This window comes from Cellvibrio chitinivorans (assembly GCF_035117775.1).
Taxonomy (GTDB): domain Bacteria; phylum Pseudomonadota; class Gammaproteobacteria; order Pseudomonadales; family Cellvibrionaceae; genus Cellvibrio; species Cellvibrio chitinivorans.
Genome location: NZ_JAYKKN010000004.1, coordinates 247,674 through 273,699 on the forward strand (window position 1 = coordinate 247,674; position 26,026 = coordinate 273,699).

The window sequence follows — 26,026 nt, forward strand, 5'->3', positions numbered from 1 at the left end:
CCTTCGCGCTATTGGTTGCTTGACTGGTTAACTGCCGGAAGAGAACTCAACTCTTTCACTATCGTTACCGCTTGGCCGTCATCCAGAATTTCATTGCCGCGAATAACAACTTGCTCCCCAGCCGTCAGACCATCCTCAATCAAATAACCATCCTGGCCCAAAGTCCCTAAACGAATCTGGCGACGCAGCGCTTTGCCATCGGCCACCACAAACACGCTGTAGTTGCCGTCGGCATTGCGCAGCAGTGCATCGCGCGGCAATAACACCGCTTGCTGCGCGTGTTCAAAGCGCAAATGCGCACGGGCAGAGGCGCCGGGAATTAACGCCGGTGAAGTTTCATCGGCCGCGAGGCGCAGCAAGAAACTGCGCGAGGCATCGCCCACTGGCACCAGAGTATCGACGTGCGCAGGAAGCATCAACTGCGGTTGGGCGTCGGGGCGAATTTGTACACTTTTGATTTGTTCGATATTGGCCAAATGCTCCTGCGGCAATTTCACATCCAAACGCAACAAATCCAGCGATACCAGCGTAAACACCTGATCGCCACGACTTAACCATTGCCCAAGGTCAGTCCAGCGGGCGCTGATCACACCATCAAAAGGTGCATAGAGACGATGTTTAGCCAACTGTTCTGCCGCGATGCTCGCCTCGGCGCGCGCTTGCGCAAGGCTGGCTTTGGCCAAACCCAATTCATTTTCACGAGCGCTAACTTCGGTTTGGGCGATATGACTTTGGTCTTTCAAGCGCAGCGCCTGATCGACCAAGCGTTGCGCCTCTTTTACGCTCAGCTCCGCCGATGACACCAGCGCCAACGCGCGTGCATGTTCCTGCTTGGCGACGCTCGCATCCAATTCCAATAACAAATCGCCGCGTTTAACTCGCTTGCCTACATCGGCGTGTAACTTGGTCACCAACGCATCGGCCGCGACCGACAGTTCTGCATCGCGCAGCGGCTGCAAAGTTCCGCTCAATTCCAATTCCGTGGTGAGCGCAGTGTTATTCAATTGATGAATGACCACTCGCGTTTCCGGCGGCTGGGCGTTCACCAGAGGCGAGAGAACAAGAGACGATAAAAACAAACCGGTAAGTAACTGCAAACGCTGCATAAATCCTCAATGACACGACTGATTCAATTTAGGGCGCTATAGTTATTGAAACACAATTAAGAATCAATCTCATTATGGATTTTTAATCGATTTTGTTCTGACTTTACAAATATTTATAACAGGAGTGGCATCTCATGCCGCTCCTGTTATTGAGGATAGTTGGAGGTATTGAGGGGAGTTGGAAGGACGCTGATCAGAATGCGAAGTTCAGCCCCAGCGACAAACTCACTCCGCGCGGTAATTCATCGCCTTCAATTTCAGTGGAATCCAATGTACTGGCGATATCCAAACTGAGCACTTTCAAAAAATCTGCGCCCAGCGATACATAAGTCAACTCCGAACCCGCCAGATTGCTGTGTACAGCAAGGTTGAGATTGGAAAACGCCCAGCTATTCCAAAACGCATCCGCCCGCAGCGATGCCCATTGAAACTCTTGCCGAAATGGATCTTGTGTTGCGCGTGTATCTACCGCAGCGCTCAACGCCCAGCGGCCGCCCTCGCTAAATACGCTTCCCTCCAATGTCAGTTGGGTTTCGGTTTCGTAATCGCTGTGGCGTTCAAGCTCAGCGCGAATTTCAGGGTTTAACGCGCTGTTATTGTCGAGCACAGGAAAGTAATAGGTGGTGGGTAGCAGATCATAAAAACTGGCGCCCAAGCTGTAGTGTTTGCTCAGCCAAAATAATCCGGCATCCAATGCAAAAGCATCGTCTTTGGCAAATTCGGCATCATCAATTTTTTCAAAAAGCTCTTCGGAATCGACCAAATCACCAAAGCGGATTCCTATATTACTCAACCCAATTTGGCGATAAATCGGCGTGATTCCCCAGTAGAGCGCGCCTGCGTCATTTTCAAACCACAGCGAGCTGTAACTGATGGCGACATCGGTTTTTTTCGCCGCCTTGGTTAATAGCAGACTGTCATTGGCGAATTCAAAATTGATTGCATCACGGGTCGGGTCAACGGTGAGTGACAACCCGCCGGACAAATCAAAGGTCGTCACCGGATCTGTTGGCAGCAAGTTATAGGCCGCTTGCAGCTCCTGCCGTGCGGTGTCGGCGTCAAACTGAAACTCATCGCCAATACCTATAGCCGAGGTCAAACGGTCACGGGACACGCTAAGTTTTAACGTGCCATTTAACACATCCTTATTGATAAGCAGCGAAACTTCCTCACGCAATTCCGCGCGCGCATAACCTTCCACGGCAACCAGCGCGGTAAACGCAGCCAAGCGCGATGCCTGATCGGAAATCTCATCGATAATTGCATCCAGATCGGGGTTGGCGCTGTTGAAATCGATGTTGAGCGATTCGCCGCCGGACGAGCCGCCCTGCCCGCCTCCGCCACCATCGTCAGAGGTACTATAAGCGGCTGAAAGTTCATCAAGCCGGTCAAACAAGTTATCGACATTGCCGTATTCGATTGCAGCAGAGACAGGAATGCGCAGTTGCACTGTGTCGTCGCTGTCCAAACTGCCGCGCGCAAACGCGCCATTGGCGGGGTTATCCAAATTGCCAACCCCCGTAATGGCCGCCTGACTTTTGCCTTTGGTTAAATCCAGCTTTACTGGATAGACGCTGGTAGCCCATGCCGAAGCAGCCATACAGCCACTAGCGACCAACAGAATTTTGCTCAACCGTGAATTCATCGCATTACTCCTTTTCAGTTTTTTTGCAACTCGTGTTGCAGTCGAGATGAAACTAAACCAGCGCCGACAATAACTTTTTCAAAATATCTGAGAGCGACATCAGCTTCGTTGCCGCAATTAATAAAGGCAGTGCACTGGCTAATAAAATTTGAATGACAGTGGCCTTATCGATTGGAAAAGCTTTCATTTGATTGAGGGTATCAACCGCACTGTTCAAATTGGCGAGAACGACCGAATCGCTTGAATCAAGCAAGTCGGCATTATTAGCATCCCCTTGTTGCATCCATTTGAAATGAAACGCCTGATGATGACGGCTGCATAACCGCCCAAAATCCAACATCGCCTGCTCACGTCGCATCGACAATATGCGCACGAACACCAACATCGGCCCGACAAACAAAATCAAAATCAAACTCACCCAACAACCCATCCAGACCCACACCAAGTCGCCACTCACTTTTGACAGGGTTAGCTCCTTGGCAATACTGGCTGCCACAACGGAGCTGAGCGCAAAAATAAAGCCCGTAAACACCGTTGGATAAATGGATAAAAAACCCAAACCCGCGCAGCGGTCAGGGTGCAAAGGCGATAGATTGAGCGGCATTTTGCTGATGCGATAGAGCATCACCGTCCAGACTAAAAATCGCCATATCCACCGAAACATCAAAAACTGAAACAGCGGAGTACTGAAATAACAGGCCGCCATGCCCGCCCAAGACAGCACCTCCTCACCATCGTTGGTATGCCCCTCCCAAGAGGAGCCGGCTAACCCAAGGGTATAACTCACCACCAGACTGGGTAGGATGAACGCCAATAACAGCAGCAGATATTCAGGGATTGACGCCCCCGACCAGCGATCTGAATCCTCAATGATGCGGGAGAACTTTTTCTCACCTTCAACTGAAACAAGCTGACTGTGTTTGAATTGATCCAATAGCACCGTAAAACGCTTATCCGCGTAGCGCTCTGTTAACAGCATGACGGAAATAGCGATAAGAAAACGGGTGTGAACAGTCCAATCAGAGAGAATTGCTGCGCCGTTATAGGAAGGGTTTAACTCAGTTTGCACCAGCGCCAGAGTAATCGGCAGCAACCAAGCAAATACCGCTAGGGTGATGATAAACCTTCGGGTGGGCAAACCATCAGCGGCCATCAGACCACACCAATCCAACAACTGATGCAATGGCCCGCCTCTGACTATAGATGGAGGGAGTAGATCTTCACGACTTGCTGGCATATCAAACGCTTCCTTGGAAAAATTTACTTCCCAAAGCGTAGTTTTTTTCCGCCAAAGCGCCAGCATCCGCCCCAACCAAAATCAGATCCGCAAAAAACAAAGGCGCAGCTTGCTGAACAAGCTGCGCCTTTGTTTTTTAACCATTAACTGAAATCAGCGCAGGTTGTGTTTGTCTTCGCGCAAAATAGTTTGTAAACCTTCCAAATCGGCGCGGGCGACGGCGCGTTGATCGAGTTTTTCGCGTGCGGCTTCAGGCAAGTCGGTGTATTGGATGATGTTGCGCTCAACCAGCACGATAATTACATCTTCCAGAACGCGCACCAATTCCAAATCTGATGAGTTGAGACGGTCGAGGCGCGCTTTAACTTCCTCTTTCATCTTTAGCCAACTGTGCAGCTCTTCGCTTTCTACGGCCATGTGTTCGGCGCCGTCAAACGGTTGCTGTTCTACCCGCAGCAAACGCCCTTGTGCATCGCGCTCTACATATACCATCGACTTTCTCCATCGCTTTGTTATTAACTTCGGAAGCGATGTTACAAGGTTTACCCATGCCTGAATACTGGCAACATTGGCGTCATTATCAACACAATGCACATTTTCCGTCTCCGGATGGCAGTTAATAGTCAGCGTTTTTGCGGAGCGCGATTCCAGGCCGCTCATGCTTACAACCTCTTTTTCAGGGTGATATTGACCGCATCCGGCCTTGGCCGAATGTTCACATTAGCTTTTGCTACAGGTAAAACAGATACGAAAAATCAGGACAGCAGACTAACCACCGCAAAGCGGGATAATTGCGCTTGTGCGATCACGGTTTGTGTCACCGTTGAGTAGCTGGATGCCTTGCGCCCGTTGATGTTAAACACCGCACTGGCGAAATTGAGTGCCCACTGTTTTTCATCCTGGCTTTCCTGGCGGGCGAGAAATTCCCTTACGTCCTGTTGGCGCTGGCTGAGTTGCTGGCGCAGATTGCCGATACGATCCAAGGCGGCGACTACCGAATCCAATAACAGGCGCAATTCGCGCGCTGTTTCTTGTGTCAAAGCCGGGTCTAATGCCAATAAACCCTCTTCGGTTGGCTTGATTTGGCTGCCATCGGCGGCGAACAACTTGCCTTCACCTTTGATGCGCAGCTGGTTTTTAATCGCCTGCCAATCGTTCTCTGGCATAGAGAATTTGAGCGCGCCCTGCCCATCCAATTCAGCGCGAATACCCGCGCTCCCCAAACCGGCATTGAGGTTGCGCAGCACTTGTTCATCACTCATACCTTCATCGAGCACCACCGCCAGCGGTTCCGCTAGCGCGCGGCCTGCGGTAAAAACCAGTGTCTCTTTACCCGAGCGCTGAATCTCGGTGAGCGATTCCAACCCTGGCAGACTAAAACGGCTGCGCAAGGGTTCATTCAAACGCAGATTAAAACCCGCATCCAAGCTTTGGCCAGTGCGTTTACCGCGCTCTTCCAAGAGGGTATTGACCTGCTGCACACCTTTGTTAATAGTTTCGCGCTCATTGCTGATGGGCGATGTTAACTGGCGGCTAATACTAAGTTTTAGGGTCGATAACTGCTCTGCCAGATCAGCCAAATAGCGGTCAGCCGACTGCATGGATGACAACTGCTGGTTGAGCTGCAGACTAAACCCGCTGTTAGCGCTGCTGGTGCGTACCGTCGATTTAGCTTCGGCACTGCTATTAGATGTGGCAGATTCCGAGCGTTTTCCGCTCATACCGGGCTGCAAGCGAGAGCGAGTTTGAGTATCCAGCGTGCTGGAAATACCTGTTTGTTTATCGATTTTCATCCATTACGCCCTCAGGCTCATACAAGTCTTTTCACGCCAGCCAGCTTAAAGCAGGTTAAAGAGCGACAGCTCATTGATTTTCAAATAGGTCTTTTGCGTCGCCTGCAAGGCCAACTGATAGTTGTTCAGGTCGATAGTGGCGCCAGCGTAATCCAGCTGCGACAACTCACCTTCGATCTTTTGGTTTACCAGCGATACCTCATCGTTACTGTTACTCAGCAGCGTCAAGGTATTTTGGCGGCCACCCAACTCGGTGATGTTGCCCAAGAGCTTATTGTGAGTCGCATCCAACTGATTCATGGTAGTCGTGATTTGCGCACCCACCGCTGGATTAGAAGCATCGAGCGCGGGGTCTTGCAGCATGGTAACCAGCGAATGCAGCTCATTGAGCATATCCATATTGGCACCGAACACATCCATCGCGGTGACGTTTTCTTCTACCAATACACCGTTGGCTACCGCCGCTTGGCGATACTTGTCATTGCCGGTGACTGAATAGGTTTGGGTTGCCGCATCAAAACTCACCGCGGCGGTATCGCTCAGGGTGCCAGAAAACAAATAGCGCCCTTCTTCATCGCGCACATTGGCACCAGAAAATAGCGTCTTTTCCAGATTCTCCAACTCGCCGGCAATCGCCGCCAAGTCTTCGCTGGTATTGGAGCCGTTCGCCGCCCACACCAAGCGGTCGCGCACATTGAGTAAGGCGTCGGAAATAGATTTAAGGTTCGCTTCCTGCGTCGATAAGCTGCTGGAAACGTTATCGATATTCTTGCGATATTGCTCAAGGCTCGCCTCTTCGCGCTCTACGCGCATCACGCGCATGCTGGCGATAGGATCATCCGATGGCAGCAAAATACGTTTATTGCTCGACATTTGCTGCATCAGCTTGCCCAATTGCGCCGAGTTGCCATTCATAGAGTTATGCATGGTGGCAGTGATTTGAGAGTTGGTAATACGCATCTGAACCTCTGGGATTCCTGTCTTAAATCAGCTCGCCCTAGAAGGCGGCGAGCATGTCGTCGAATAATTGGTTGGCAGTGGAGATGACTTTCATATTGGCCTGATAAGCCTGCTGGTAAGTCATCAAGTTAACTGCCTCTTCATCCAAACTCACCGCACTCACGCTATCGCGCTGGGCTTGCGCCTGCTGGGTCACAGTGGTGGTGGATTTCAAATCCGCCTGATTCTGGCGGCTGTTACTGGCGATCTCCCCGAGCAAACCTGTGTAAGCATCGTTAAGCGATACCGAGCTGCCATCGAGCGTGATGTTCTGGTTTTTGATGCTGAGCAAATTGAGCAGCACCTCGTTGTTACCTGTCTCGCCCGCTGCCGATGAGAACGCCAGTTCTTCCGGCGCCAGATCATTCACCTGCAGAAGTTGGGTTTTACTGGTTGGGTCGTAGCTGAGCAATGCTGTACCCGCGTTGCCATTCAAGTCAAAACCGGTGGCCAAGGTATCGTTAATCGCCTGCGCAAACTGGTCGGCCATTTCATGCAGCGCCGCCATAGCCGGGCGCAGCTCGCCGTACTCCACTGCGTACAATCCGCCAAACGCACCGCCAAAACTGTCTTGTTTGAGCGGGAAACTGGTGCCTAAAAATGAGAGGGATACATCCTGCTCGCCACTCATGGTGAGCGTGGTTTGCAGCTGGCCAGCGGAGATTCCCGACACCAGCGGCTGACCGTTAGCGAGGGAGACATCGAGTGCGCCATCGCTGGTTTCTTTTACACGAATAGACGCGTACTGGCTGAGATCTTTAAGCAGGCTGTCGCGATAATCGCGCAACGCGGTGGTATCGCCCTTGACCGCTTCGGTTTCGACAATCTTTTTGTTGAGCTTGGCGATGTTGTCGGTCAGGCCATTAATTTCCGCCGCCATAGTGGTGCGCTGCTCCTGCAGTGCCAGCACCTGCGCATTCATATTGCTGCTCAGGCCGTTAAAGCGCTGCGCCAGGTTGCCCGCTTCCGCCAGCACCTGTTGGCGCAGAGCGATGGAGTTGGGCGTCGCACTGGTTTCACTGAGTGCGGCAAAAAACTGATCCAGCCCTACGCTGATGCTGGAGCCTTCTCCCGCCATCAAACCTTCCAATGAAGTCAGATATTCCTGACGGGCACTGTAGTAATGCTGCTCGGTAGTCGCGCGCCACAGCTGTTGATTCTGGAATTCGCTCGCCATACGGCGAATGCTGCTCACCTCAACCCCACCGCCCACATTCAAACCACCCGCCCCCGACAGCGACTGGGTAACCGTGCTCAAGCGACTAAAACCGGGGGTATTCACGTTGGCGATGTTCTGGCCAGTAGTGGCAATGGATACTTGCGCGGCACGTAAACCACTGAGGGCGATATTGTTGAGTGAACTCATGTCTGTTTAATCCTGTTCTCGTTCGCGGCTACTGACTGCTGATTAGGAGTTACTGCCTATAGATGACTGCTTATGGATTGTTGGGCGTCGGAAAACGCCATAATCGAGCGTCGTGCACGGGTTGGGTTTTTAACGCGGGCGATTGATTTGGCGTCGCCTTAAAAACCTCTGCTATGTCATTTAAGGCGACCGGAGTGACGCCGGAATTAAATGGTTTTTCTGCAACAACCGGGGTTTTTATGCCATTTGCAGCGGGATTCTGCGCCAGCTCCGCCAGAATGCGGCTGGTGTATTCGCGCGTTTCCTTAAAGGGGATTTGACGCACCCAAGCGGACATACTCAAATCGCCGATGCGCGGATCGCCATTGCGCTCCAGCCACTCATCGACCCGCGCTGGGCCAGCGTTGTAAGCCGCCAGCGCCAGTGCCTGTTCACCGTCGTAGCGGTCGAGCATCTTGCTTAAAAAAGCACTGCCGAGTTGTTTGTTGTAATCGGCGTCGCGCGTAAGGCGATGCAAATTAAATTGCACCCCCATTTCTTTTGCCATTTGGCGGGCGGTGTCAGGCATCAGCTGCATTACACCGAGCGCGCCCTTGTGCGATACCGCATCCACACGGCCGCCGGATTCCTGCTGAATCACTGAATCCACTAACGCTTTAAAGCTGGCGGAACCCTTGTCCCAGATATTTTCCAAACTATCCACGCCGCGCTGCCAGGTATTGCGCAGGCTGCTCAAACCAAAGCTACCGCCTGCGATATCCATCGCCGCGGAACGGTGTTCGGTTTTGGCTTGGGGAAAGCTGCTTTTAACTGGAAGTTCGGCTGATCTGGCTTGCTCACCCGCTGTTTCAATGGATTCCGCCTCACCCGCATTGCCCGATAACTGTTTTACCAACATATCGGCGATGCCGGTCTGGCGCTTACCCGACAGGTTTTCGGCCAGCACGCCGTCGTAAAAATCGCGCATGGTGTCCAGCTCGCGGCTGCGCATAGGGTTATCGGCCGCTAAAGCATCGCCCGCTTTGCGCATTTGCTTGAGCACCTGCTGCAAAAACATGGCTTCAAACTGTTCAGCCGCCATATCCAACGCCGACTTTTGCCCGGCAACTTGGTCACTCGCAACGGCCGAGGGATTGGTGGAGTTGTTGAGGGAGACAATACTCATCAAACCTGTTCCTGTTCATTTTGAATCCCTCCCCCGCCTCCCTTTTTCAAAGGGAGGAGCCTTGACTCCCCTCTTGAAAAAGAGAGAGGCCAACGCATCCACTTTGATGGTGGGAAGAACTAGTCCCCCTCTTTGAAAAAGAGGGGTTAGGGGAGATTTTGTCTTAATCCCTCCCAACCTCCCTTTTGCAAAGGGAGGAGCTAAGCCCCCCTCTTTGGAAAAGAGGGGCTGGGGGAGATTCGTTAAATCACAATCAATTCAGCATTGAGCGCACCGGCTTTTTCTAGCGCTTGCAGAATGCTCATTACATCGTCCGGGGTCGCGCCCAGACTGTTTACGGTGTTGATAATGCTGTCCAAACTCGCGCCTTCCGGCCACTTGAACATGCCATTAGCCTCTTGATCGACCGCGATATCCGACTGCGGCGTCACTGCCGTTTGGCCGCGCGAGAAAGCGCCCGGCTGGCTGACTTGCGAGGATTCATTGATGGTCACCGTCAAGCTGCCGTGGGCGACAGCCGCCGCTTTCACACGCACACCTTCACCAACAACTACAGTGCCGGTGCGGCTGTTGAATACGACTTTCGGACGAATCCGGCCAGTATCCACTTCCATCATTTCCAACATGGCCACAAAACTGGTGCGCTGATTGGCACCGCTAGGCGCGACAAGCGAAATACGAGTGCCGTTTTCAGCGGTGGCGATATTGCTGCCAAAGCGCGCATTAATCGCATTGACTACCTTGGTCGCCGTTTGAAAACTGGGTTCGCGGATATTGAGGGTGATGTCTTTACGCTCGCCAAAATCGCTGGGAATGGAACGTTCAACAGTGGCGCCATTGGGGATCAAACCGGTGTTGGCGGTGTTGATCGCCACACTCGAACCACTGGCACCCGAGGCATTCAGGCCGCCCACAATCAGCGCGCCCTGCGCCAAGGCATAAGTTTCACCATCAACGCCCACCAGCGGCGTCATCAACAATTGGCCGCCGCGCAGGCTTTTGGCATCACCGAGTGAAGATACAGTCACATCCACGGTTTGACCGGGGCCGTAAGACGGCGGAATAGTCGCGGTAATCATCACCGCAGCCGCGTTTTTGAGTTTTGGGTCAACGCCTGGCGGCAGATTGATGCCAAATTGCTTAACCATGTTGACGGTGGATTGGCTGGTAAATTTCACCTGGCTTTTATCGCCGGTGCCATCCAAGCCCACCACCAAACCGTAGCCGACCAACTGGTTCTGGCGGATACCTTCGATATCCACCAAATCCATCAGCGGTACTGCGCTCGCAGGCACAGAGGACAGAATAAAAAGGGCTGCCAGCACGTGGCTGACAACCTTACGGAGACAAATTTGCTGGAAGCGGATCATGCGTGGCTCCGGTTAAATCGGGAACAACGGATTGGTGAAGAAACGGGTCAACCAACCGGCTTTGTTGCTGTCGTTAAGCGCGCCGCGCCCCGAGTAGGAAATTCGGGCATTAGCGACATGGCGCGAGCTAATCTGATTGCTGTTGTTGATGTCTTCAACGCGCACCAAACCACTCAGGCGGATGAACTCATCGCCTTGATTCAGCTTTAGCGCCTTCTCGCCTTTCACCAGCAGAGTGCCGTTGGGCATCACCTGATGCACAGTCACCGCGATAGCGCCGCGCAGCGCATTTTGCTGGGAGCTTTCGGACGAGCCTTTAAAATCGCGCGAACCGGAGATGCTGGTTTCGGCGTCGGGATAGTCTTTGCCGAACACGCGCGGCACACCGACACCCACCTCGGTGGACTTGCCAAAACTGGTGCCTGCGCTTTTGCTTGATTGGGTAGATTCATCCAAAACGATAGTCAGGATGTCCCCCACCCGCAGCGCGCGCTTGTCTTGCAAGAGTGAACCGGATGAGTAGCCGGAGCGGAACAAGCCGCCACGGGTAGTGGGCGGCTGGCTGTAATCCAGTACCGGCGGCTGGTAGTCGTCGGTATCCTCGCTGGCCAGACTGGCCGGGTTGCTCTGGCAGCCGGTCAGGCTGATCAAAGCGGCTAAACAGGCACACAAGACAAAAGTTTTCATCATCAACTTCACGTTTTGGTTAAAGACGGTTATACGTTTTGATTGAGGAATTGCTGCATGCTGGATGAAGCATCCAACACCTTGGCGTTGGCTTCATAGGCGCGCTGGATGGCGATCATCGACACCATCGCCTCAACCACTTGCACGTTGGAACCTTCCAGTACGCCCTGCTTGATCAGACCCAAGCCGTCTTCACCCGGAATGCCTTCTACCGGCTCACCGCTCGCCACAGTCTCTTTGTAGAGATTGCCGCCCAGCGCTTCCAAACCGGCCGGATTCACAAAATTCACCAGCGTGATCTGGCCGAGTTCGACTGGTGTTACATCGCCCGGCAATACGGCGGTAACAATGCCGTCGCTACCCACGGTAAAGCGGCTGGCACCGGCTGGCACTTCAATCGCCGGAGTTAAAGGCAAGCCTTGGGCGTTGACCATCACCCCTTCGGTATTCAATTGCAGCTGGCCGCTTTCGGTGTAAAAGATTTCACCGGAAGGTGATTCCACCTGAAAAAAACCGCTGCCGATAATCGCTAAGTCCATCGGCTGACCGGTGGTTTGCACATTGCCTTCGGTAAACACTTTTTGCGTGCCCGCTACACGCACACCGCTGCCCAACTGGATGCCAGACGGCACAGTATTGACCTGATCGGCCTGAGCGCCCGGTTGCAATTCAATGGCATAAAACAAATCTTCAAACACCGCGCGGTCGCTTTTAAAACCGGTGGTGTTGACGTTGGCGAGGTTGTTGGCGACGGTCGCCATGGCTTTATCCTGCGCCGCCAAACCGGTTTTACTGACCCATAATGCTGAACTCATATTCTTCTCCTCTTGGTCTTAGCGGATTAGCTGCCGCTAAGGTTTTGAATCTCCCCCTGCCCCTCTTTTTCAAAGAGGGGAGTCAGTTCCTCCCTTTAACAAAGGGAGGTTAGGAGGGATTTAATTAGCTGCCGCGGATCATGCGGTTGCCGGAATTGGATAGGTCTTCCGCCGCTTTCATCATCTTTACTTGTGTTTCAAACAGGCGGTTGAGGCTCATGGAGGCGACCAGCTCTTCAATCGCCGATACGTTGCTGGACTCCAAGTGACCCGAGGCCAGCACTACTGCATCGCTCTGTTCGGCGGGCGCGCCGTTTTTAGTGACCAACATGCCGCGTTCGTCTTTGATGAGTTCAGCGGCCGCTACATCAACACGTTTGATGCGATCCACTTCGGTCATCAGGGTTTCACCGCGCGGTTTGATCGAGACCACACCGTCGGAGCCGATATGCACGCTGTCGTATTCCGGCAGCACTATCGGCCCGCCATCGCCCAGTACCGCACGGCCATTGATGGTCAGGCGCGATTCCGCATCGATCATCATGTTGCCGTTGCGGGTGTAGACCTCGCCATCGCCGCTTTCGAGTGCGATCAGGCCCTGCCCTTTGATCGCGACATCCAGGTCGCGACCAGTGGCGATCATCGCACCGGGGGTTAAATCCACCCCGTTGTTTTGCGCCAGCGTCATATGGCGGCTGTCGTAGCCGTAGCCATCCACACTGGCGGCACGCGCCTGCTCAAGGTCGGCGCGAAAGCCGTTGGTACTCACGTTGGCGAGGTTGTTAGCGCGCACCTGCAGTGATAGCTGGGTGCGGCTGGCGGCGGTCATAGCGGTGTAGCCCAGACGATCCATGAGTGTTTACCTCGTAAATTAGATAGCGCCGAACAACACTTGGGTCAGCTCTTTATCGGTCGAGAGCACTTTGGTGTTGGCTTGGTAGTTGCGTTGGCTTTCCATCAGCGCGACCAGTTGTTGGGTCAGATCGACGTTGGAGTTTTCCAGCGCGCCTGAAGTCAGGTCGCCAAAAGCACCAATGCCCGGAACACCCACCAGCGGCTGGCCGGAATCCACGGTTTCCACCCATGAAGTGCCGTTAACGTTTTGCAAACCGTCGAGATTGGTGAAGGTCGCCAGAGCTACCTGACCTTGCAGCTGGCGCTGGCCATTGCTGTAGGTGGCGTAGACCATGCCGTCTTTTTCAATAGCGATACCAATCTGCTCGCCCGAGGTATAACCGGTTGGGGTATTGCTGTTGACGATGAAGTTGGAGCCGTATTGGGTTGCACCGCCAATGCCAGTGCCGCCGTAGTTCATCTCGATATTCAGGTCAGCCACACCGCCGCCCAATTGCGCCGCCGTAGCAGTCAGGGTCATAGGCGTGTGTACTGGTGGCGCAGCCGGATCATTCGCCAGCTCACCGGCGTAGTCATAAGGTGAAGTCATATGACCGTTGGCGTTAAAGGTCAGCGCTTGGGTGCCCATGCTGTTAGCGGCGGCATTGCCATCGATGAAGTAGTGCGCATCCCAGCTATTGGCGCCGGTTTTCACAAAGTATTGGGTCAGGGTGTGCTCTTTACCTTGCGAATCAAACACCTTGGTGGTGTAGGTGGAGTTGTAGGTATCGATGTTGTTTGGATCAAATGGAACGATAGTCGGAGTGGATTCGTTAGCATCCAGATTCATTACAAAGTCGAGTTTGTCTGTTGCTTTGGCGGCGATATTGGCATTTTTCAGCTGCATATCACTCAATGAACCGGTTTGCAGGCGATTGCTGCCATCCACCGGATAGCCTTGCAAACGCTGGCCGCTGGCGTTGACGATGTAGTTGTTTTTGTCAGTGCCAAATACACCGGCACGGGTGTAGTTGGTTTCACCGGTTGAGGCTTTGGTCATAAAGAAACCGCCGCCAGAGATGGCCAAATCCGTCTCGCGGCCGGTAGTCACCAATGAACCACCTTTGCTGATGCTTTGGGTTTCGCGCAGCACTTCCACACCCATCGCCATGCTGTCGGAATAGATGCTGCCGAACTCAGTGCGCGAGGATTTAAAGCCCGTAGTGCCTACGTTGGAAATGTTGTTGCTGATGCTATCGAGTTGGTCGTTGACGGCGCTCAGGCCGGTCAGGGCGATATTGAAGCTCATGGGGTTCTCCCGTTAATGATGAAATTGAACTAAAGCAACCCGGCAATCGGCGCCTGACCGAATTCCGTGATCTTGTAAAACGGCACTGAACCGGCACCCGCCACTTCCAATACCGGCCCTTCCGCGCTCACGCGCACATTGCTGACGAGGCCAGACACTTCCAGCGTCGGGTATTCACCGCTATCGCTAATGACTTCTACCGAGTAGCTACCCGGAGCCAGTCCCAGCTCTTCTGGATCAATCGCAACCGATACCAAGCCAGCGGTCCTGCTACCCAGCTGAATCGATTGGCTTACACCATTGCTATCGGTGAGCTTGAGTTCCACTGCGCTCGCGGAATGCTCCAGATTGAATTTGCCATTGATGGTGTCGGTGCCAACTTGAACGCTATCCACCGCAACCTTTACTTCCTGCCCTACCAATCCAGCGGCGGTCAGGGTCTGTAAGTTGTCCATCAACACCAGATTGCTTTTGCTCAGGCTGGTCATGTTTTCCATGCTCTTAACCTGACTCATGGCCGAAAACTGGTTGAGGAACTCGGTGCTATCGACGGGTTTGGTCGGGTCCTGATTCTGGATTTGCGCCACCATCAGGCTGATGAAATTGTTTTCCATCTGGGTCGCATCGCTCACATTCACCGTTTGGCTGGTGACTTGATCAATGCTGTAAGGATTTGAAACTGTGTTGTTAGTAACCGTCGTCATCAGGCTTCTCCCAACTTCAGCAGACCCTGCTGCATGCCCTTAACGCGATTGAGCACTTCCACGTTGGTTTCGTAATTGCGAGTGGCCGCCATCATGTCGGTCATTTCTTCAATCTGATTAATATCGGCGTAGAACACATAACCATCGCGATCGGCGAGTGGATTATTTGGCTCATAGCGACGCTGCGGCTCATTGCCAGCGCTGATCACATCCAGCACCTGTACATGAGCGCCGCCCATACCTTGGCCGCGGGTCATTTGATCGTTCTCGTAAATCGCCGCAAACACCGGCTTGCGCGCTTGATACACATCTTCCGCACGGGTGGCGGCGGAATCGGCGTTGGCCAAATTACTGGCGATGGTATTGAGGCGAACGGTTTGCGCGCCCATCGCCGAACCGGCGATTTTGTAAATCGAATCAAAAGCCATGCTTAGCGCCCCTCTATGGCTGACTTCAGCCCTTGGAATTTCATGTTTAAAAAGGTCAGGCTGGTTTGGAAATCCATCGAGTTTTTGGAGAAGTTGGCCTGCTCCATACTCAGATCGACGGTGTTGCCATCGAGCGATGCCTGCATCGGTGTGCGGTACATCAGCTGCGGAGCTGAATCGCCATCACCGGCGATAGAAATCTGGCCGATATCAAAAGGGGAATCGGCGTAATTCAGCTCGCGCGCAAAATCGATATCGCGCGCTTGGAAACCGGGCGTATCTTCATTGGCGAGGTTGGCGGCGAGAATCTCGCTGCGCTGCACCCGCAAGTCGAGCGCCTGCGCGTGAATGCCCAAGGCTTTATCAATACCTATACTCATAATCCAAATGCCTACTCTTGATTCAAACAACACATTGGGTCGATATGGCACAGCTTTAGCAGGAACTATGCCCACACCCATAACGAGGCGTATCAAATTGATTTTATTGAACTTTTTAAATACAAAACGCAGCAAAATCACAGCCGGATTTCCGCATTTGGACCAAAGGGGAAAGACAAGGGGAAAAGGTTTTTCCGCATCCAAGTGGCTGTTGGTGATCTGGGCAGGATTAATTGCAGAAAGCGCAATGGCTCAAACCGCCGCGCAGCAAATCGATGAGGCTGCACGCAATTACTTGCAGCAAATGATGGACACTCAAGCCCAAGCCAATGGCTGGCAAGGCCTGCGTGTAGTAATAGAAAACACCCCGATCGGCAGCACCAACACCATCGCGCCCTGCCCCAACTCGATCAAGGTGAGTGGTGGCAGCAGCGGCCGCTTATCGCGCCAGCAACTTACGCTTGAATGCACCGGCCAAACGCTCAAAGGCTGGCCGGTAAAAGTCAGCAGCGATATGCAGGTGTTTTTGCCGGTAGTTGTCACCAGCGCGGTCATCAATCGCGGCGACACTATTACTCGCGCGCAATTGCAATTACAGGAGCAAGAAATCACCCGCGCCAATCGCGGTTTCTATCACCGCCTCGATCAAGTCGCCGGCATGGGCGCCAAGCGCCGCATCCGCGCCAACCAAATGCTCAGCCCGGATTTCATCGACCAACCGCAATTAGTCAAACGCGGCGACAAACTAAAAATCACCGCCAATCGCGACGGCATCACCGCCGCCATGCCCGGCGAAGCGCTGGAGAACGGCAATAAAGATGAAGTCATCCGCGTAAAAAATTTATCCAGCGGAAAAACGATTGAGGCGAAGGTGTTGGAGAATGGCGTTGTGACGAGTACGTTTTAAAAATCACAAAAATTAAAGTGCAGCTTTATGGCAAGATGCGTCTTAATTTTTAATTAGGAATACAAAATGGCATTTAATGAACATGAAAAAGCTGCTCTATTGGAACTTAAAGGCGTAGGCCCCACAGTAATCAAACGCTTTGAAGAAATAGGTATAAATTCATTTTCAGAACTAGCAACTTACGATGCAACGGAAATAGCCGAAATGGTCGCTTCAATGCTTAGAAGTAGCTGCTGGAAAAACAGCCCTCAGGCACGTTCAGCAGTAACTTCCGCAATCAACAGAGCAAAACAAGGTTTATAAAAGTTGTACGCTGTGAATGAAGTTTATATTCGGTTGACTTAAATTTTATTGTAGCTATGATTGCTCCGCCCCTAAGCAACATCACGATTTTATTTTTATGCACGCTTTACTTCGTTTTATCTTAAAAAGAGTTTCTCTCGCCTTCCCCCGTTAATCGAGCGAATTTTCGCTCGCGCCTATTTTTATCTCCATTTTATTCATTCATTTAAATAGCACCCATATTTGGGCGGTATTTCTTTGCACCGGAGAAATAAATTGCTCTCTCACTATATCAATCGTTTGCAAAAACGAATGGGCGATTGCGCTCGCCAAAAAACTTATCACATGCCCTGGAGCATAGTACTCAATCCAACTGAGCTAGCAGCGTCACTTGCCCTGTTAGAAAACCAGACAAAAACAACGAAGACACAGACACGCCGCATTGCTATTGGCGACAAGGTGACTTTGTTTGATGTAAAAGAAAAAGAAGTCATCATCCTGACGCTAACCAATTCACGCGATAGCGCACCAGAAAAAGGTTTTATTTCTTGCCTATCACCACTTGGGCGAGAGCTTTTAGGGCGAATTGCAGGCGATGTAATAGAAATAAAAATTTTCTTTCGCACTGAAATGTTTCGCGTGGTGCGAATAGAGGAAAACTGACCACACAAATTATCAGGAGGGATTAACTCATGCATGCATTAATTTGCCGCTCGCCAAAGATAAAACTCAGGTGAAACAAACACCAATGCACTTCCGCGAATACACAGCGGCATATTCAAAGAAGCTCACTTAATGCGTGATTGGGAGCAGATGAAATGTCTAAAGAAAAGACCAAAAAAGAACCGCAAAAATCGTTAAAAGACAAACGCAGGGATAAAAAAGAAAAGCGTAAAGAAAAGACCGTAATAAACCTTTAATCCCCGTCTTCCACTATAAAAATAATAACCGTTGCAGCCATCACTAGCAGCAAGGACGCTGCTTTTTTATCTTAAATCTCACCCTCGTTTTAATTCACCACCCACACAACTGTTACAACATAACTAAATATTCTCGTAATAATCGATCCTGATACTGGCGCCTGTATCCATCTTCCCCCTGAAGTTTGGAGCAGTAACCCAAGAAAACAGGATTACCCCATGAAGCGATTAACAGTGACAGGACTGACGCTGGCCGCGGTATTGACCGGCTGTGGCGGCAGCGATGACAACAAGAACAACAATAGCTCCAGCAGTATTTCAAGCGCGAGCAGCGCCCCAGCATCAAGCTCAAGCAGCGCGCCTGCATCATCCAGTGCCAGCAGCGAACCTGTAGCCAGCAGCGAACCTGTAGCCAGCAGCTCTAGCGAAAGCAGTTCAAGCGCGGCACCAGTGGCTAAGAAAAACGTATTGTTCTTCCTCGGCGATGGCATGGGAATCACCACCCTCACCGCGATGCGTATTTATGAAGCCGGTGAAGCGGGCAGCATCACTATCGATACGCTTCCCGAAACGGCGTTTGTTCGCACCTACTCTGCCGATGGTCAGGTAACCGATAGCGCCCCATCGATGGCAGCTTACATGACCGGTGTGAAGATGAAGAACGAAGTTATCTCCATGAGCACCAGCACCAATGCTTATCGCACCGACGGTACTCAGTATGTAGATGCAAGTGGCAACAGCACCTGTGAAGCAGGCAACGGCGAATCTGTTCCTACTCTGCTTGAGCAGATGAAAGCCCAAGGCTTTGCAACGGGTGTAGTGAGCACCACACGTATCACTCACGCAACACCAGCAACCACCTACGCACACGTGTGTAATCGCAACGGCGAAAACACTATTGCTGCGCAAATGGTTCCCAACGGTGCAGGCTTTAACACTGCATTGGGCGATGGCATCGACGTAGTTTTGGGTGGTGGTAAACGCCACTTCTTACCCAGCACCGAATCAGGTGGTCGCCGCACTGATAGCCGCAATCTGGTAAACGAAATGAAAACTGCGGGCTACAGCTATGTAACGACTTCTGCTGAATTGTCGGCAGCAGCGAACAGCACTGGAAAACTGCTCGGTCTGTTTACCAGCAGCGATATGAACTATGAATTGGATCGCCCTGCTTCTGAGCCAAGCCTGTCGGAAATGACCGGTAAAGCGATCGACATTCTGAGCCAGCGCGATAAAGGCTTCTTCCTGATGGTGGAAGGCGGTCGTATCGACCACGCACTGCATGCTAGCAACGCCAAACGCGCACTGACCGACGGTATCGCATTCGATAACGCCATCAAACTCGCGCTGGAAAAAATGGAAGCGGTTGACCCAGGTTTGGAAAACACTTTGATCGTCGTAACTGCTGACCACGACCATACTCTGGTCATCAATGGATACGCCGAGCGCACCGATAAAACCACTGACACTCACGCCGGTATTTTGGGCTTGGTAAAAAGCTACGCCAATGGCCCAAGCAAAGGCCAGCCAACGACAGACATCAATGGCAATCCTTACACCATTCTCGCCTTCGGTAACGGCCCTAACCGCCCAACCACGCGTGTTGCTTTGGATGAAACCACCACTAGCGGTAACGACTATCTGCAAGAAGCGGTTATCCAGTTAGACAGCGAAACCCACGGCGGTGGCGATGTATTTCTGGGTGCAAAAGGTATGGGCGCAGAAAACTTCCACGGCGTTATCGATAACACCGACGTTTTCGGTCTGATCAAACAAGCCATCAATCTGGAATAACCCGCCCCTTAAAGTAGGAGAATGCAATGAAACGATCTTTTTTAAGTGGCGCCATTTTAAGTTGTGCTGCCGCTATGAGCGCTAACTCTGTTGTTGCCGCTGAAGCCAAAAACATTATTTTCTTTTTGGGCGATGGTATGGGCCCGGTCACTCAAACTGCTGCGCGTATTTACGCAGGTGAAAAAGCCGGTTTGGAAGTGCCTGAAACCCATAAATTGGCGATGGAACAGTTGGCTTACGCTGCGCGCATCAAAACCTATTCAGAAGATGCGCAAACCACCGACAGTGCTCCGGGTATGGCCAGTTACATGACCGGTTCGAAATCGAAAAATGAAGTGATTTCGATGACGCCGGACACAAACCCTAACGATGCCAATGGCACCGCTTACCAAGTCAATGGCGATAGCACCTGCCCTGAAACTGGCAACGGTCAAGCTGTTGAAACCCTGCTGGAAACACTGAAAGCGCAAAACTACGGCACAGGTATCGTGAGCACCACTCGCATCACTCACGCTACCCCAGCAACTACCTATGCGCACATCTGTAACCGCAACGCTGAAAACACCATCGCAACTCAAATGGTGCCCAACGGTGCAGGCTACAACAGCAAGCTGGGTACCGATGGTATGGACGTAATCCTCGGCGGTGGCCGTCGTCACTTCCTGCCAAGCACTGAAAGCGGCGGCCGTCGTACCGATGCGCGCAATCTGGTTACTGAAATGCAAACCGCTGGTTACACCTACGTGAATACTGGCACTGCGTTGAGTGCAGTTAATCTGGCGACTACCAACAAATTGCTCGGCCTGTTTAATGCGAGCGATCTGAACTATGAGTTGGATCGTGTGAAAAACAGCATCGACGAGCCAAGTCTGGCTGAAATGACCAGCGCTGCGATTGAAGTTTTGTCGCGCAACGAAAACGGTTATTTCCTGATGGTTGAAGGCGGCCGTATCGACCACGCACTGCACGGCACCAATGCCAAGCGCGCGCTGGAAGACACTCTCGCATTTGACGCCGCGATCAAAGCCGCCGTTGACACTGTTGATCTGAGCAACACATTGATCATCGTCACCGCCGACCACGATCACGTAATGGCGTTTAACGGTTACTCCAAAATCGGCAACCCGATTCTTGGTTTGATGCGCGACTACGTCAGCGGCAACACCACCAAAGATAAATCAGGCAAACCATTTACCACACTGGTGTTTGGTAATGGTGGCGGCGCACGCGATGCTGACCGCACAGAACTGACCGAAGAACAAGTAATGGCCGACGACTACTTGCAAGAAGTGGGTGTGAAACTGGGCAGCCCAGGCTCAGAAACTCACGGCGGCGGCGATGTGCGCTTAACTGCTGGTGGTGCTGGCAGCAACTTGTTCAAAGGCACACTGGAAAACACCGATGTCTATGGCTTGATCAAACAAGCAATGGGCTTGGAAACTCCACAGTAATTTCTTACTTCTCAAATAAATCTCCCCCCAACCCCCTCTTTTCCAAAGAGGGGGAGCATGCCCACCTTTAAAGAGAGGAGTAAGCCCACTCCTTTTTTAAAGAGTGCAGCATGGCTCCTCCCTTTGAAAAAGGGAGGCTGGGAGGGATTAAAAAAGAAGCCGGAAAAGTTTTATCGCAATGATTTACGCAGGTACCAAAATGACCAAAGCACGTTTTTCTCGATTGCTACGCAGCACCCTTTTATTTCCACTTATCAGCATTGCCACACAAGTATGGGCAGCACCCGCCGACGCATTGCGCGTGGAATATCATCAATGGAAATTAGGTAAAGATGGCGTGCGCCAAGAAATGTCTTACGCAGAATTAGTTTATCGCCAGCCAGATTCACTTTGGATTGAACGCGAAATTCCCGAAGCCGCAGAACATTTACACGATGATCACAAACACGCAGGCATGGGCCACAAACACGACGACGTTACTGGCGCCCCACTCTGGATTGCGCGCGACACCCAAGGCAAGCTCGACGTGAAATTAGTTGATCGCCACGAGAAACGTTTAATCGATATCGCAGAAGCCTATTACGGCAACGTCGGCTTCGATGGCCACTGGACCGAAAGCTGGCACCTCGCCAATCCAGACACTTTAAAAAATCTCAAACCCGTCAATGTAAGCGCCGATGGTTTGGAAACTTACGAAATCAAACGCGGCCATCAAAACATCACACTGGTGTGGAATAGCAAAGGCCAATACGCACAATCCATCTCCGCCAAAGATGAACACGGCCTATCCGGCCGCACCATCAAAGCCGCTGAAATCACCGTACCAAAAACACTACCCTGGACGCAATTAAACGCGTACCTATCGCGCGACTATTCTGATTTGTTGGATTAATTTTTTAGCACCCTAAAAATTAAAAAGCCACCGCAACTTAATATTGCGGTGGCTTTTTAATTAATGCGAATCAGTGATTAAAAAATCAATCTCACACCCGCTGTCTTAGGCGTAACTTTTACAATTTCCGCCATCACCTTTTCGGTAATAAACAATACCGGCAACTGCACCGATCAAAGCACCAACCACATGCCCCGGTTTGGGATAACCAGCGTAGATAAAATCGAGAGCAAATGCGGGAATGAGTGTGAAGCACAAAACTCCCAGCATCCATTTTGATGAGTTAATGCCTTTTAAATATAAAACCAAACCAAATGCAGCAAATCCCAGAACTGCTTGAGATGCACCTGTGCCTACATTCCACGGTGGTGTTATAAAAAGAGTACTGACCAGCGTTCCCGCAGAACCTGCAATAAACCAAAGCAAAAGAAATTTAACTGCATGAAGGTAAGGCTCCAACAAAAACCCTAGCAAAGCAAGTGACAGCACGTTATACAGCATATGGATTTGATAGGCATGTATAAGTTGCGATGCAATTAAGCGCCAGATTTCAAATTTAGCCAAATGTGAAAATGTGACCCCACCATAGGGCTCAAGCAGAGTAATTTTAACTCCCCCCAATAAATTCCCGGTCACAGCAAAAGCAACATACATGGAATAAAAAAGCGTTGCCACGCAGATAAAGATAGTGCCGTATGGAATATTCGTTATTTTCATTTTTTACTAACTCTAACGCCTGAATTTTTATGCTTTTTTGAAAACTTACTTTTTGGGTTTTGACATAAACACAAATGGCAATGCAAAAGGCCCAAACACAGCCCCCATCACAACCCAAAATGGAACAGCCGCATTACGCTTTGTCGCAACCGAATAACAGATTACTGTTTTATTTCCTATTGTAAAAAGCTTTCTATGCCTCTACTTTCCAATTTCTTTTTTGCAGAATCGCGGATATATGAATTTCGATCTTTAAGCAAAAAAATCAACATCTCATTGGTTATATTAGAGTTGTTAACCGCATTCCGGCGCACATCATAGCTTTTGTTTTTTTGTATCAAGCCTGCCAGAACATCGCTATCGCAATGTATGTTGTCAGCGAGCGCAGATAAAACGTTTGCTGATGGGTCATTTAAAATATGCCGCTGAACTTTTATATCCACAGTTAACTCTGCCAAAGTACATCTAACATCTTCGTTTTCATCAGCAACCAATTGAGCAGCACTAGAGGCATGATATTGGGCAATATTTCTACGCACCTTGTGCTCAGAATCGACTATAAGTAAGTTGATAATAGCGGAAGAAATATGTGGATTTTTCGCTAGCGCCTTTTTCTCATCAAGGCTACCTTTAGCCAACGCAGTAATAGTCGCATCTGTCATCACACTACAAACACTAATTGCCCATAAACGGTTACCGAGTGATGAAGATGTATTTGAAAGTACACGCAAAATAATTTTTTGTGCATCTTCATGCTCTAAAAACTTGCCCATAATTGATTGTGCATTAAATCCGATGTCCTCTATGCGCTTACCCTTCTCCGCGAGAAATTGCACTAACCGTAATTGATACTGGTTTTTTTCCTCTTGGCTTGAGTCAGGATAAAGCACACAGATGCCTGCTATCGGATCATTATGGTGATGCTCAATAATATGAAAGAGTAAATCTGCCACTTTAATCGAAAAGCCAGGTTGATTTTCTATATTTTCTGCAATCTTCAACAACTGCTCAATAGTTCCATTGTGTAAATAGTAATCCAGTACTATTGGCGCAAGAAAATCATTATGAACCATCCTATCCGCGTAATCTTTTACCGCTTCTCGCTGAATATCTTCGTTTCGAGTACGCCGCGCAACATTCTTTGCGACTTCACCGCCCTCCTGAAATAAAGACTTTTCAATAGACAGCGTCTGTTCCAACGGAAACTCAAGAAGAAAATCAGGTAGGTTACGCCGAATATCGACCTCAGTATCTTTAGCTAAAATTTCAATAACTGACCAGGGCAACGAATCTTGATACAGTAGTTGTGCGCGTACTTCTTTAAGCTTGTCCGTTGCAAGTGCCCGCAGTACCGCCTCCTCATTTGAGGTTTTTGCGAGTTCCATTCGATCTTTTTTTACGCCACTAACAACAACCTTACTATCCTCACCTGTAGGACTCTTTTTCATTTTAATATTAATTCTAGGTGCACCTTCTTTATTGGCAAAACTAACACCGCGTGACAAGGCTTCCTTATTGGATTTTAAAACTACTCTTACTGGATCACCGCCATGCAACCACAATATTTCATAAAAAAATCGCGGCAGATCCTCTCGCTGAGCCAATTTTTTTAGAATTAACGTATCTTGGGTATGCCACAGGGGAAATAATAATTTCTTATCGCATCCTATGTGCGCGCAAGCCATACGTAAAATTGTAATATCACTTGATAGCAACAAATGATTAGCAACGTAACCAGGAAACCTGAGAATCGCTGGGCCATTAAATTTCCAACCCGGAACAGGTTCAGGTTCTGGCAAAGACAGCCCCTCTAATACGCGCAACTGGATAATTTTATTCTTTTCAAGCTGCGGCCAATTATAGTAACGATAACGGCCGATAAGCTTGTCAGGAAAATTGGCATGAGCGGCGATTGCATTGCTAATACTGGTCGATAGTGCTTCACCATTTGAGCGGGAAATATGTGTAGGAGTTTGCAGTGCTCCTAGCTTAGCGGCGGACGTTTTTGGACTTATGGCAAGAGCGAGTAATTGTTCAATTCCTGTGTGCGTCCCCTCCGGAGTTGGGTGAGCTGCTACGGCAGCTAGCACAGCAAATGAGTTAGTACGATCTGCCAAGTGCAGGCGAATAATGCGATTAGGATGATTGGCAAAGGCTAATTGCAAATCATCAGGTAGGTTAGGATTACTTACTAGCGCAAACGCAATATCAAAATCATCAATCAGTGCCAATTCACGTAAGACTGATTCCGGTGCGTTTGGATTCAGCGCTACCGCTGCCTTCATCCAAACCTCTTCTTGTTCCAATATTTTGGTACGGAGGATCTCACTGGCATTGGGGTGCATAGCACACGCAAAACGAACAGCTGCATCTTCTTGTTCAAATAGAATTTCCAACCCCTCCGCTGGAAAATCCGGATGCAATAGAAAATCACCTATTTCTTTCCAGGCAAGACCCGCAAGATTATCCAGCTTGGATGACAGTTTCTGTTCTTCCTGTTGCACAATAAGTCCCATCGCTTCTTGTGGAAAACGTGGATTTTCTAGCGCGGCTTTAGCAACTTTTTCATCTGAATCGCTACAGAGCTCAACCAACACATCTTTTCTAGTCAAGTCATGCCGCGCGACGGCTAAGCGAACATTCGCAGATTTACTTTTGGAAAAGCAGGTTAATAGCTCTGCTTTGACGAGAGGAAAAAATCCTTTAAATCTAATTAGCCGCAAATTGATTGAGTGATTGTCCAACGCCAATAGCTGGCTAGACCAACGCTCGCAGAACCTTTTATCAACATAATCCGAGTCTAAAATTCGGATTATGGATTTTACATCTTGTTGCGCAAATAATTGCCCAACGTAAAATGCTGGTAGGCGCCCCCAGCGGTTACTATTGACCGAAAGCAGGTCTCGTTGTGCTTGTTGCGCGAATTTCGGCCAGTCGCCATTGCTACTTAATGTTGGCCAGAGTGGATGACTTTCAACAAACGCCGGGGCAAACCGCCAGATTTCCGCTATACGCTCAAGGCTTGCCAAAGGATGCTCAATATATAAACTGACAATATTCCAGTTGTACCACTCACTCTGATATATACGCTCCAGTTCATTTTCCAGAGTCAATTCAGCATTATATTTCACACTATATTGGTAGCTTCTCTCTACTTTTTCTACAAATTGCTCAGGTGTCATTGTTGTTCCTTTCTAATGAAAACTTAATGCACGGCCATTAATA

Annotated in this window: 24 protein-coding genes; 6 read left to right on the top strand and 18 right to left on the bottom strand. The window is 50.5% G+C overall.

Annotation, left to right across the window (positions count from 1 at the left end; translation table 11 throughout):
* Window positions 1-8 precede the first annotated feature (8 nt).
* The 16 genes from SPL68_RS13035 to flgB form a co-directional block, all read right to left on the bottom strand.
* Complete coding sequence (locus SPL68_RS13035) at window positions 9-1,106, bottom strand: efflux RND transporter periplasmic adaptor subunit (protein ID WP_323815602.1); 1,098 nt, start codon at window positions 1,104-1,106, stop codon at window positions 9-11.
* A 193-nt stretch (window positions 1,107-1,299) separates the two neighbouring features.
* Window positions 1,300-2,751, bottom strand: coding sequence for a conjugal transfer protein TraF (gene traF, locus SPL68_RS13040; RefSeq protein WP_323815603.1), 1,452 nt, complete (start codon window positions 2,749-2,751; stop codon window positions 1,300-1,302).
* A 52-nt stretch (window positions 2,752-2,803) separates the two neighbouring features.
* Complete coding sequence (locus SPL68_RS13045; RefSeq protein ID WP_323815604.1) at window positions 2,804-3,988, bottom strand: hypothetical protein; 1,185 nt, start codon at window positions 3,986-3,988, stop codon at window positions 2,804-2,806.
* A 153-nt stretch (window positions 3,989-4,141) separates the two neighbouring features.
* Window positions 4,142-4,648, bottom strand: a complete 507-nt coding sequence (locus SPL68_RS13050; RefSeq protein ID WP_323815605.1) for a hypothetical protein — start codon at window positions 4,646-4,648, stop codon at window positions 4,142-4,144.
* A 95-nt stretch (window positions 4,649-4,743) separates the two neighbouring features.
* Window positions 4,744-5,781, bottom strand: a complete 1,038-nt coding sequence (locus SPL68_RS13055) for a hypothetical protein (RefSeq protein WP_323815606.1) — start codon at window positions 5,779-5,781, stop codon at window positions 4,744-4,746.
* A gap of 45 nt (window positions 5,782-5,826) precedes the next feature.
* A complete protein-coding gene (flgL, locus tag SPL68_RS13060; protein ID WP_323815607.1) occupies window positions 5,827-6,741 on the bottom strand; it encodes a flagellar hook-associated protein FlgL in 915 nt (304 codons plus the stop codon).
* Between the two features lie 37 nt (window positions 6,742-6,778).
* Window positions 6,779-8,146 carry a flagellar hook-associated protein FlgK gene (gene flgK / locus SPL68_RS13065; protein WP_323815608.1) on the bottom strand — a complete coding sequence of 456 codons (1,368 nt, stop codon included), beginning with the start codon at window positions 8,144-8,146 and terminating at the stop codon, window positions 6,779-6,781.
* A 70-nt stretch (window positions 8,147-8,216) separates the two neighbouring features.
* Window positions 8,217-9,311: a transglycosylase SLT domain-containing protein gene (locus tag SPL68_RS13070; protein ID WP_323815609.1), complete on the bottom strand. Its 1,095-nt coding sequence runs from the start codon at window positions 9,309-9,311 to the stop codon at window positions 8,217-8,219.
* Between the two features lie 242 nt (window positions 9,312-9,553).
* On the bottom strand, window positions 9,554-10,636 hold the full coding sequence (locus SPL68_RS13075) for a flagellar basal body P-ring protein FlgI (protein WP_323815610.1): 1,083 nt from the start codon (window positions 10,634-10,636) through the stop codon (window positions 9,554-9,556).
* A gap of 57 nt (window positions 10,637-10,693) precedes the next feature.
* Complete coding sequence (gene flgH / locus SPL68_RS13080) at window positions 10,694-11,371, bottom strand: flagellar basal body L-ring protein FlgH (protein ID WP_323815611.1); 678 nt, start codon at window positions 11,369-11,371, stop codon at window positions 10,694-10,696.
* 26 nt (window positions 11,372-11,397) lie between these two features.
* Entirely contained in the window at window positions 11,398-12,183 is a 786-nt protein-coding gene (gene flgG / locus SPL68_RS13085) for a flagellar basal-body rod protein FlgG (protein WP_323815612.1), read from the bottom strand.
* 124 nt (window positions 12,184-12,307) lie between these two features.
* Window positions 12,308-13,036, bottom strand: a complete 729-nt coding sequence (locus tag SPL68_RS13090) for a flagellar basal body rod protein FlgF (RefSeq protein WP_323815613.1) — start codon at window positions 13,034-13,036, stop codon at window positions 12,308-12,310.
* Window positions 13,037-13,054: 18 nt separating this feature from the next.
* Window positions 13,055-14,326, bottom strand: coding sequence for a flagellar hook protein FlgE (flgE, locus tag SPL68_RS13095; RefSeq protein ID WP_323815614.1), 1,272 nt, complete (start codon window positions 14,324-14,326; stop codon window positions 13,055-13,057).
* Window positions 14,327-14,355: 29 nt separating this feature from the next.
* Complete coding sequence (gene flgD / locus SPL68_RS13100; protein WP_323815615.1) at window positions 14,356-15,030, bottom strand: flagellar hook assembly protein FlgD; 675 nt, start codon at window positions 15,028-15,030, stop codon at window positions 14,356-14,358.
* On the bottom strand, window positions 15,030-15,458 hold the full coding sequence (gene flgC / locus SPL68_RS13105) for a flagellar basal body rod protein FlgC (RefSeq protein ID WP_323815616.1): 429 nt from the start codon (window positions 15,456-15,458) through the stop codon (window positions 15,030-15,032). Before flgC ends, flgD begins: the two co-directional genes overlap by 1 nt.
* 2 nt (window positions 15,459-15,460) lie before the next feature.
* The gene (gene flgB, locus SPL68_RS13110) at window positions 15,461-15,838 is read right to left on the bottom strand and encodes a flagellar basal body rod protein FlgB (RefSeq protein WP_323815617.1); all 378 of its coding nucleotides are present in this window, start codon (window positions 15,836-15,838) and stop codon (window positions 15,461-15,463) included.
* 247 nt (window positions 15,839-16,085) lie between these two features.
* Here flgB and flgA point away from each other — a divergent pair, with 247 nt between their 5' ends.
* From flgA to SPL68_RS13140, 6 genes are all read left to right on the top strand, one after another.
* The gene (gene flgA / locus SPL68_RS13115; protein WP_323815618.1) at window positions 16,086-16,745 is read left to right on the top strand and encodes a flagellar basal body P-ring formation chaperone FlgA; all 660 of its coding nucleotides are present in this window, start codon (window positions 16,086-16,088) and stop codon (window positions 16,743-16,745) included.
* 66 nt (window positions 16,746-16,811) lie between these two features.
* Window positions 16,812-17,048 (top strand): helix-hairpin-helix domain-containing protein, encoded by a 237-nt coding sequence (locus SPL68_RS13120; protein WP_323815619.1) that lies wholly within the window; start codon window positions 16,812-16,814, stop codon window positions 17,046-17,048.
* Between the two features lie 255 nt (window positions 17,049-17,303).
* Window positions 17,304-17,690, top strand: coding sequence for a GreA/GreB family elongation factor (locus SPL68_RS13125; RefSeq protein ID WP_323815620.1), 387 nt, complete (start codon window positions 17,304-17,306; stop codon window positions 17,688-17,690).
* 476 nt (window positions 17,691-18,166) lie between these two features.
* Complete coding sequence (locus SPL68_RS13130; protein ID WP_323815621.1) at window positions 18,167-19,741, top strand: alkaline phosphatase; 1,575 nt, start codon at window positions 18,167-18,169, stop codon at window positions 19,739-19,741.
* Window positions 19,742-19,767: 26 nt separating this feature from the next.
* Window positions 19,768-21,192 carry an alkaline phosphatase gene (locus tag SPL68_RS13135; protein ID WP_323815622.1) on the top strand — a complete coding sequence of 475 codons (1,425 nt, stop codon included), beginning with the start codon at window positions 19,768-19,770 and terminating at the stop codon, window positions 21,190-21,192.
* Between the two features lie 199 nt (window positions 21,193-21,391).
* On the top strand, window positions 21,392-22,084 hold the full coding sequence (locus SPL68_RS13140; RefSeq protein WP_323815623.1) for a hypothetical protein: 693 nt from the start codon (window positions 21,392-21,394) through the stop codon (window positions 22,082-22,084).
* A gap of 105 nt (window positions 22,085-22,189) precedes the next feature.
* Here SPL68_RS13140 and SPL68_RS13145 read toward each other — a convergent pair whose 3' ends face one another.
* Together SPL68_RS13145 and SPL68_RS13150 are read right to left on the bottom strand one after the other, a co-directional pair.
* Entirely contained in the window at window positions 22,190-22,801 is a 612-nt protein-coding gene (locus tag SPL68_RS13145) for a rhomboid family intramembrane serine protease (protein ID WP_323815624.1), read from the bottom strand.
* Window positions 22,802-22,977: 176 nt separating this feature from the next.
* A complete protein-coding gene (locus SPL68_RS13150; RefSeq protein WP_323815625.1) occupies window positions 22,978-25,983 on the bottom strand; it encodes a hypothetical protein in 3,006 nt (1,001 codons plus the stop codon).
* Window positions 25,984-26,026 lie beyond the last annotated feature (43 nt).

Bases quoted from the DNA above. Each gene is read 5' to 3' on its own strand.
- SPL68_RS13035 (WP_323815602.1), bottom strand. From the start codon at position 1,106: ATGCAGCGTTTGCAGTTACTTACCGGTTTGTTTTTATCGTCTCTTGTT.
- traF (WP_323815603.1), bottom strand. From the start codon at position 2,751: ATGAATTCACGGTTGAGCAAAATTCTGTTGGTCGCTAGTGGCTGTATG.
- SPL68_RS13045 (WP_323815604.1), bottom strand. From the start codon at position 3,988: ATGCCAGCAAGTCGTGAAGATCTACTCCCTCCATCTATAGTCAGAGGC.
- SPL68_RS13050 (WP_323815605.1), bottom strand. From the start codon at position 4,648: ATGAGCGGCCTGGAATCGCGCTCCGCAAAAACGCTGACTATTAACTGC.
- SPL68_RS13055 (WP_323815606.1), bottom strand. From the start codon at position 5,781: ATGAAAATCGATAAACAAACAGGTATTTCCAGCACGCTGGATACTCAA.
- flgL (WP_323815607.1), bottom strand. From the start codon at position 6,741: ATGCGTATTACCAACTCTCAAATCACTGCCACCATGCATAACTCTATG.
- flgK (WP_323815608.1), bottom strand. From the start codon at position 8,146: ATGAGTTCACTCAACAATATCGCCCTCAGTGGTTTACGTGCCGCGCAA.
- SPL68_RS13070 (WP_323815609.1), bottom strand. From the start codon at position 9,311: ATGAGTATTGTCTCCCTCAACAACTCCACCAATCCCTCGGCCGTTGCG.
- flgH (WP_323815611.1), bottom strand. From the start codon at position 11,371: ATGATGAAAACTTTTGTCTTGTGTGCCTGTTTAGCCGCTTTGATCAGC.
- flgG (WP_323815612.1), bottom strand. From the start codon at position 12,183: ATGAGTTCAGCATTATGGGTCAGTAAAACCGGTTTGGCGGCGCAGGAT.
- SPL68_RS13090 (WP_323815613.1), bottom strand. From the start codon at position 13,036: ATGGATCGTCTGGGCTACACCGCTATGACCGCCGCCAGCCGCACCCAG.
- flgE (WP_323815614.1), bottom strand. From the start codon at position 14,326: ATGAGCTTCAATATCGCCCTGACCGGCCTGAGCGCCGTCAACGACCAA.
- flgD (WP_323815615.1), bottom strand. From the start codon at position 15,030: ATGACGACGGTTACTAACAACACAGTTTCAAATCCTTACAGCATTGAT.
- flgC (WP_323815616.1), bottom strand. From the start codon at position 15,458: ATGGCTTTTGATTCGATTTACAAAATCGCCGGTTCGGCGATGGGCGCG.
- flgB (WP_323815617.1), bottom strand. From the start codon at position 15,838: ATGAGTATAGGTATTGATAAAGCCTTGGGCATTCACGCGCAGGCGCTC.
- flgA (WP_323815618.1), top strand. From the start codon at position 16,086: ATGGCTCAAACCGCCGCGCAGCAAATCGATGAGGCTGCACGCAATTAC.
- SPL68_RS13120 (WP_323815619.1), top strand. From the start codon at position 16,812: ATGGCATTTAATGAACATGAAAAAGCTGCTCTATTGGAACTTAAAGGC.
- SPL68_RS13130 (WP_323815621.1), top strand. From the start codon at position 18,167: ATGAAGCGATTAACAGTGACAGGACTGACGCTGGCCGCGGTATTGACC.
- SPL68_RS13135 (WP_323815622.1), top strand. From the start codon at position 19,768: ATGAAACGATCTTTTTTAAGTGGCGCCATTTTAAGTTGTGCTGCCGCT.
- SPL68_RS13140 (WP_323815623.1), top strand. From the start codon at position 21,392: ATGACCAAAGCACGTTTTTCTCGATTGCTACGCAGCACCCTTTTATTT.
- SPL68_RS13145 (WP_323815624.1), bottom strand. From the start codon at position 22,801: ATGAAAATAACGAATATTCCATACGGCACTATCTTTATCTGCGTGGCA.
- SPL68_RS13150 (WP_323815625.1), bottom strand. From the start codon at position 25,983: ATGACACCTGAGCAATTTGTAGAAAAAGTAGAGAGAAGCTACCAATAT.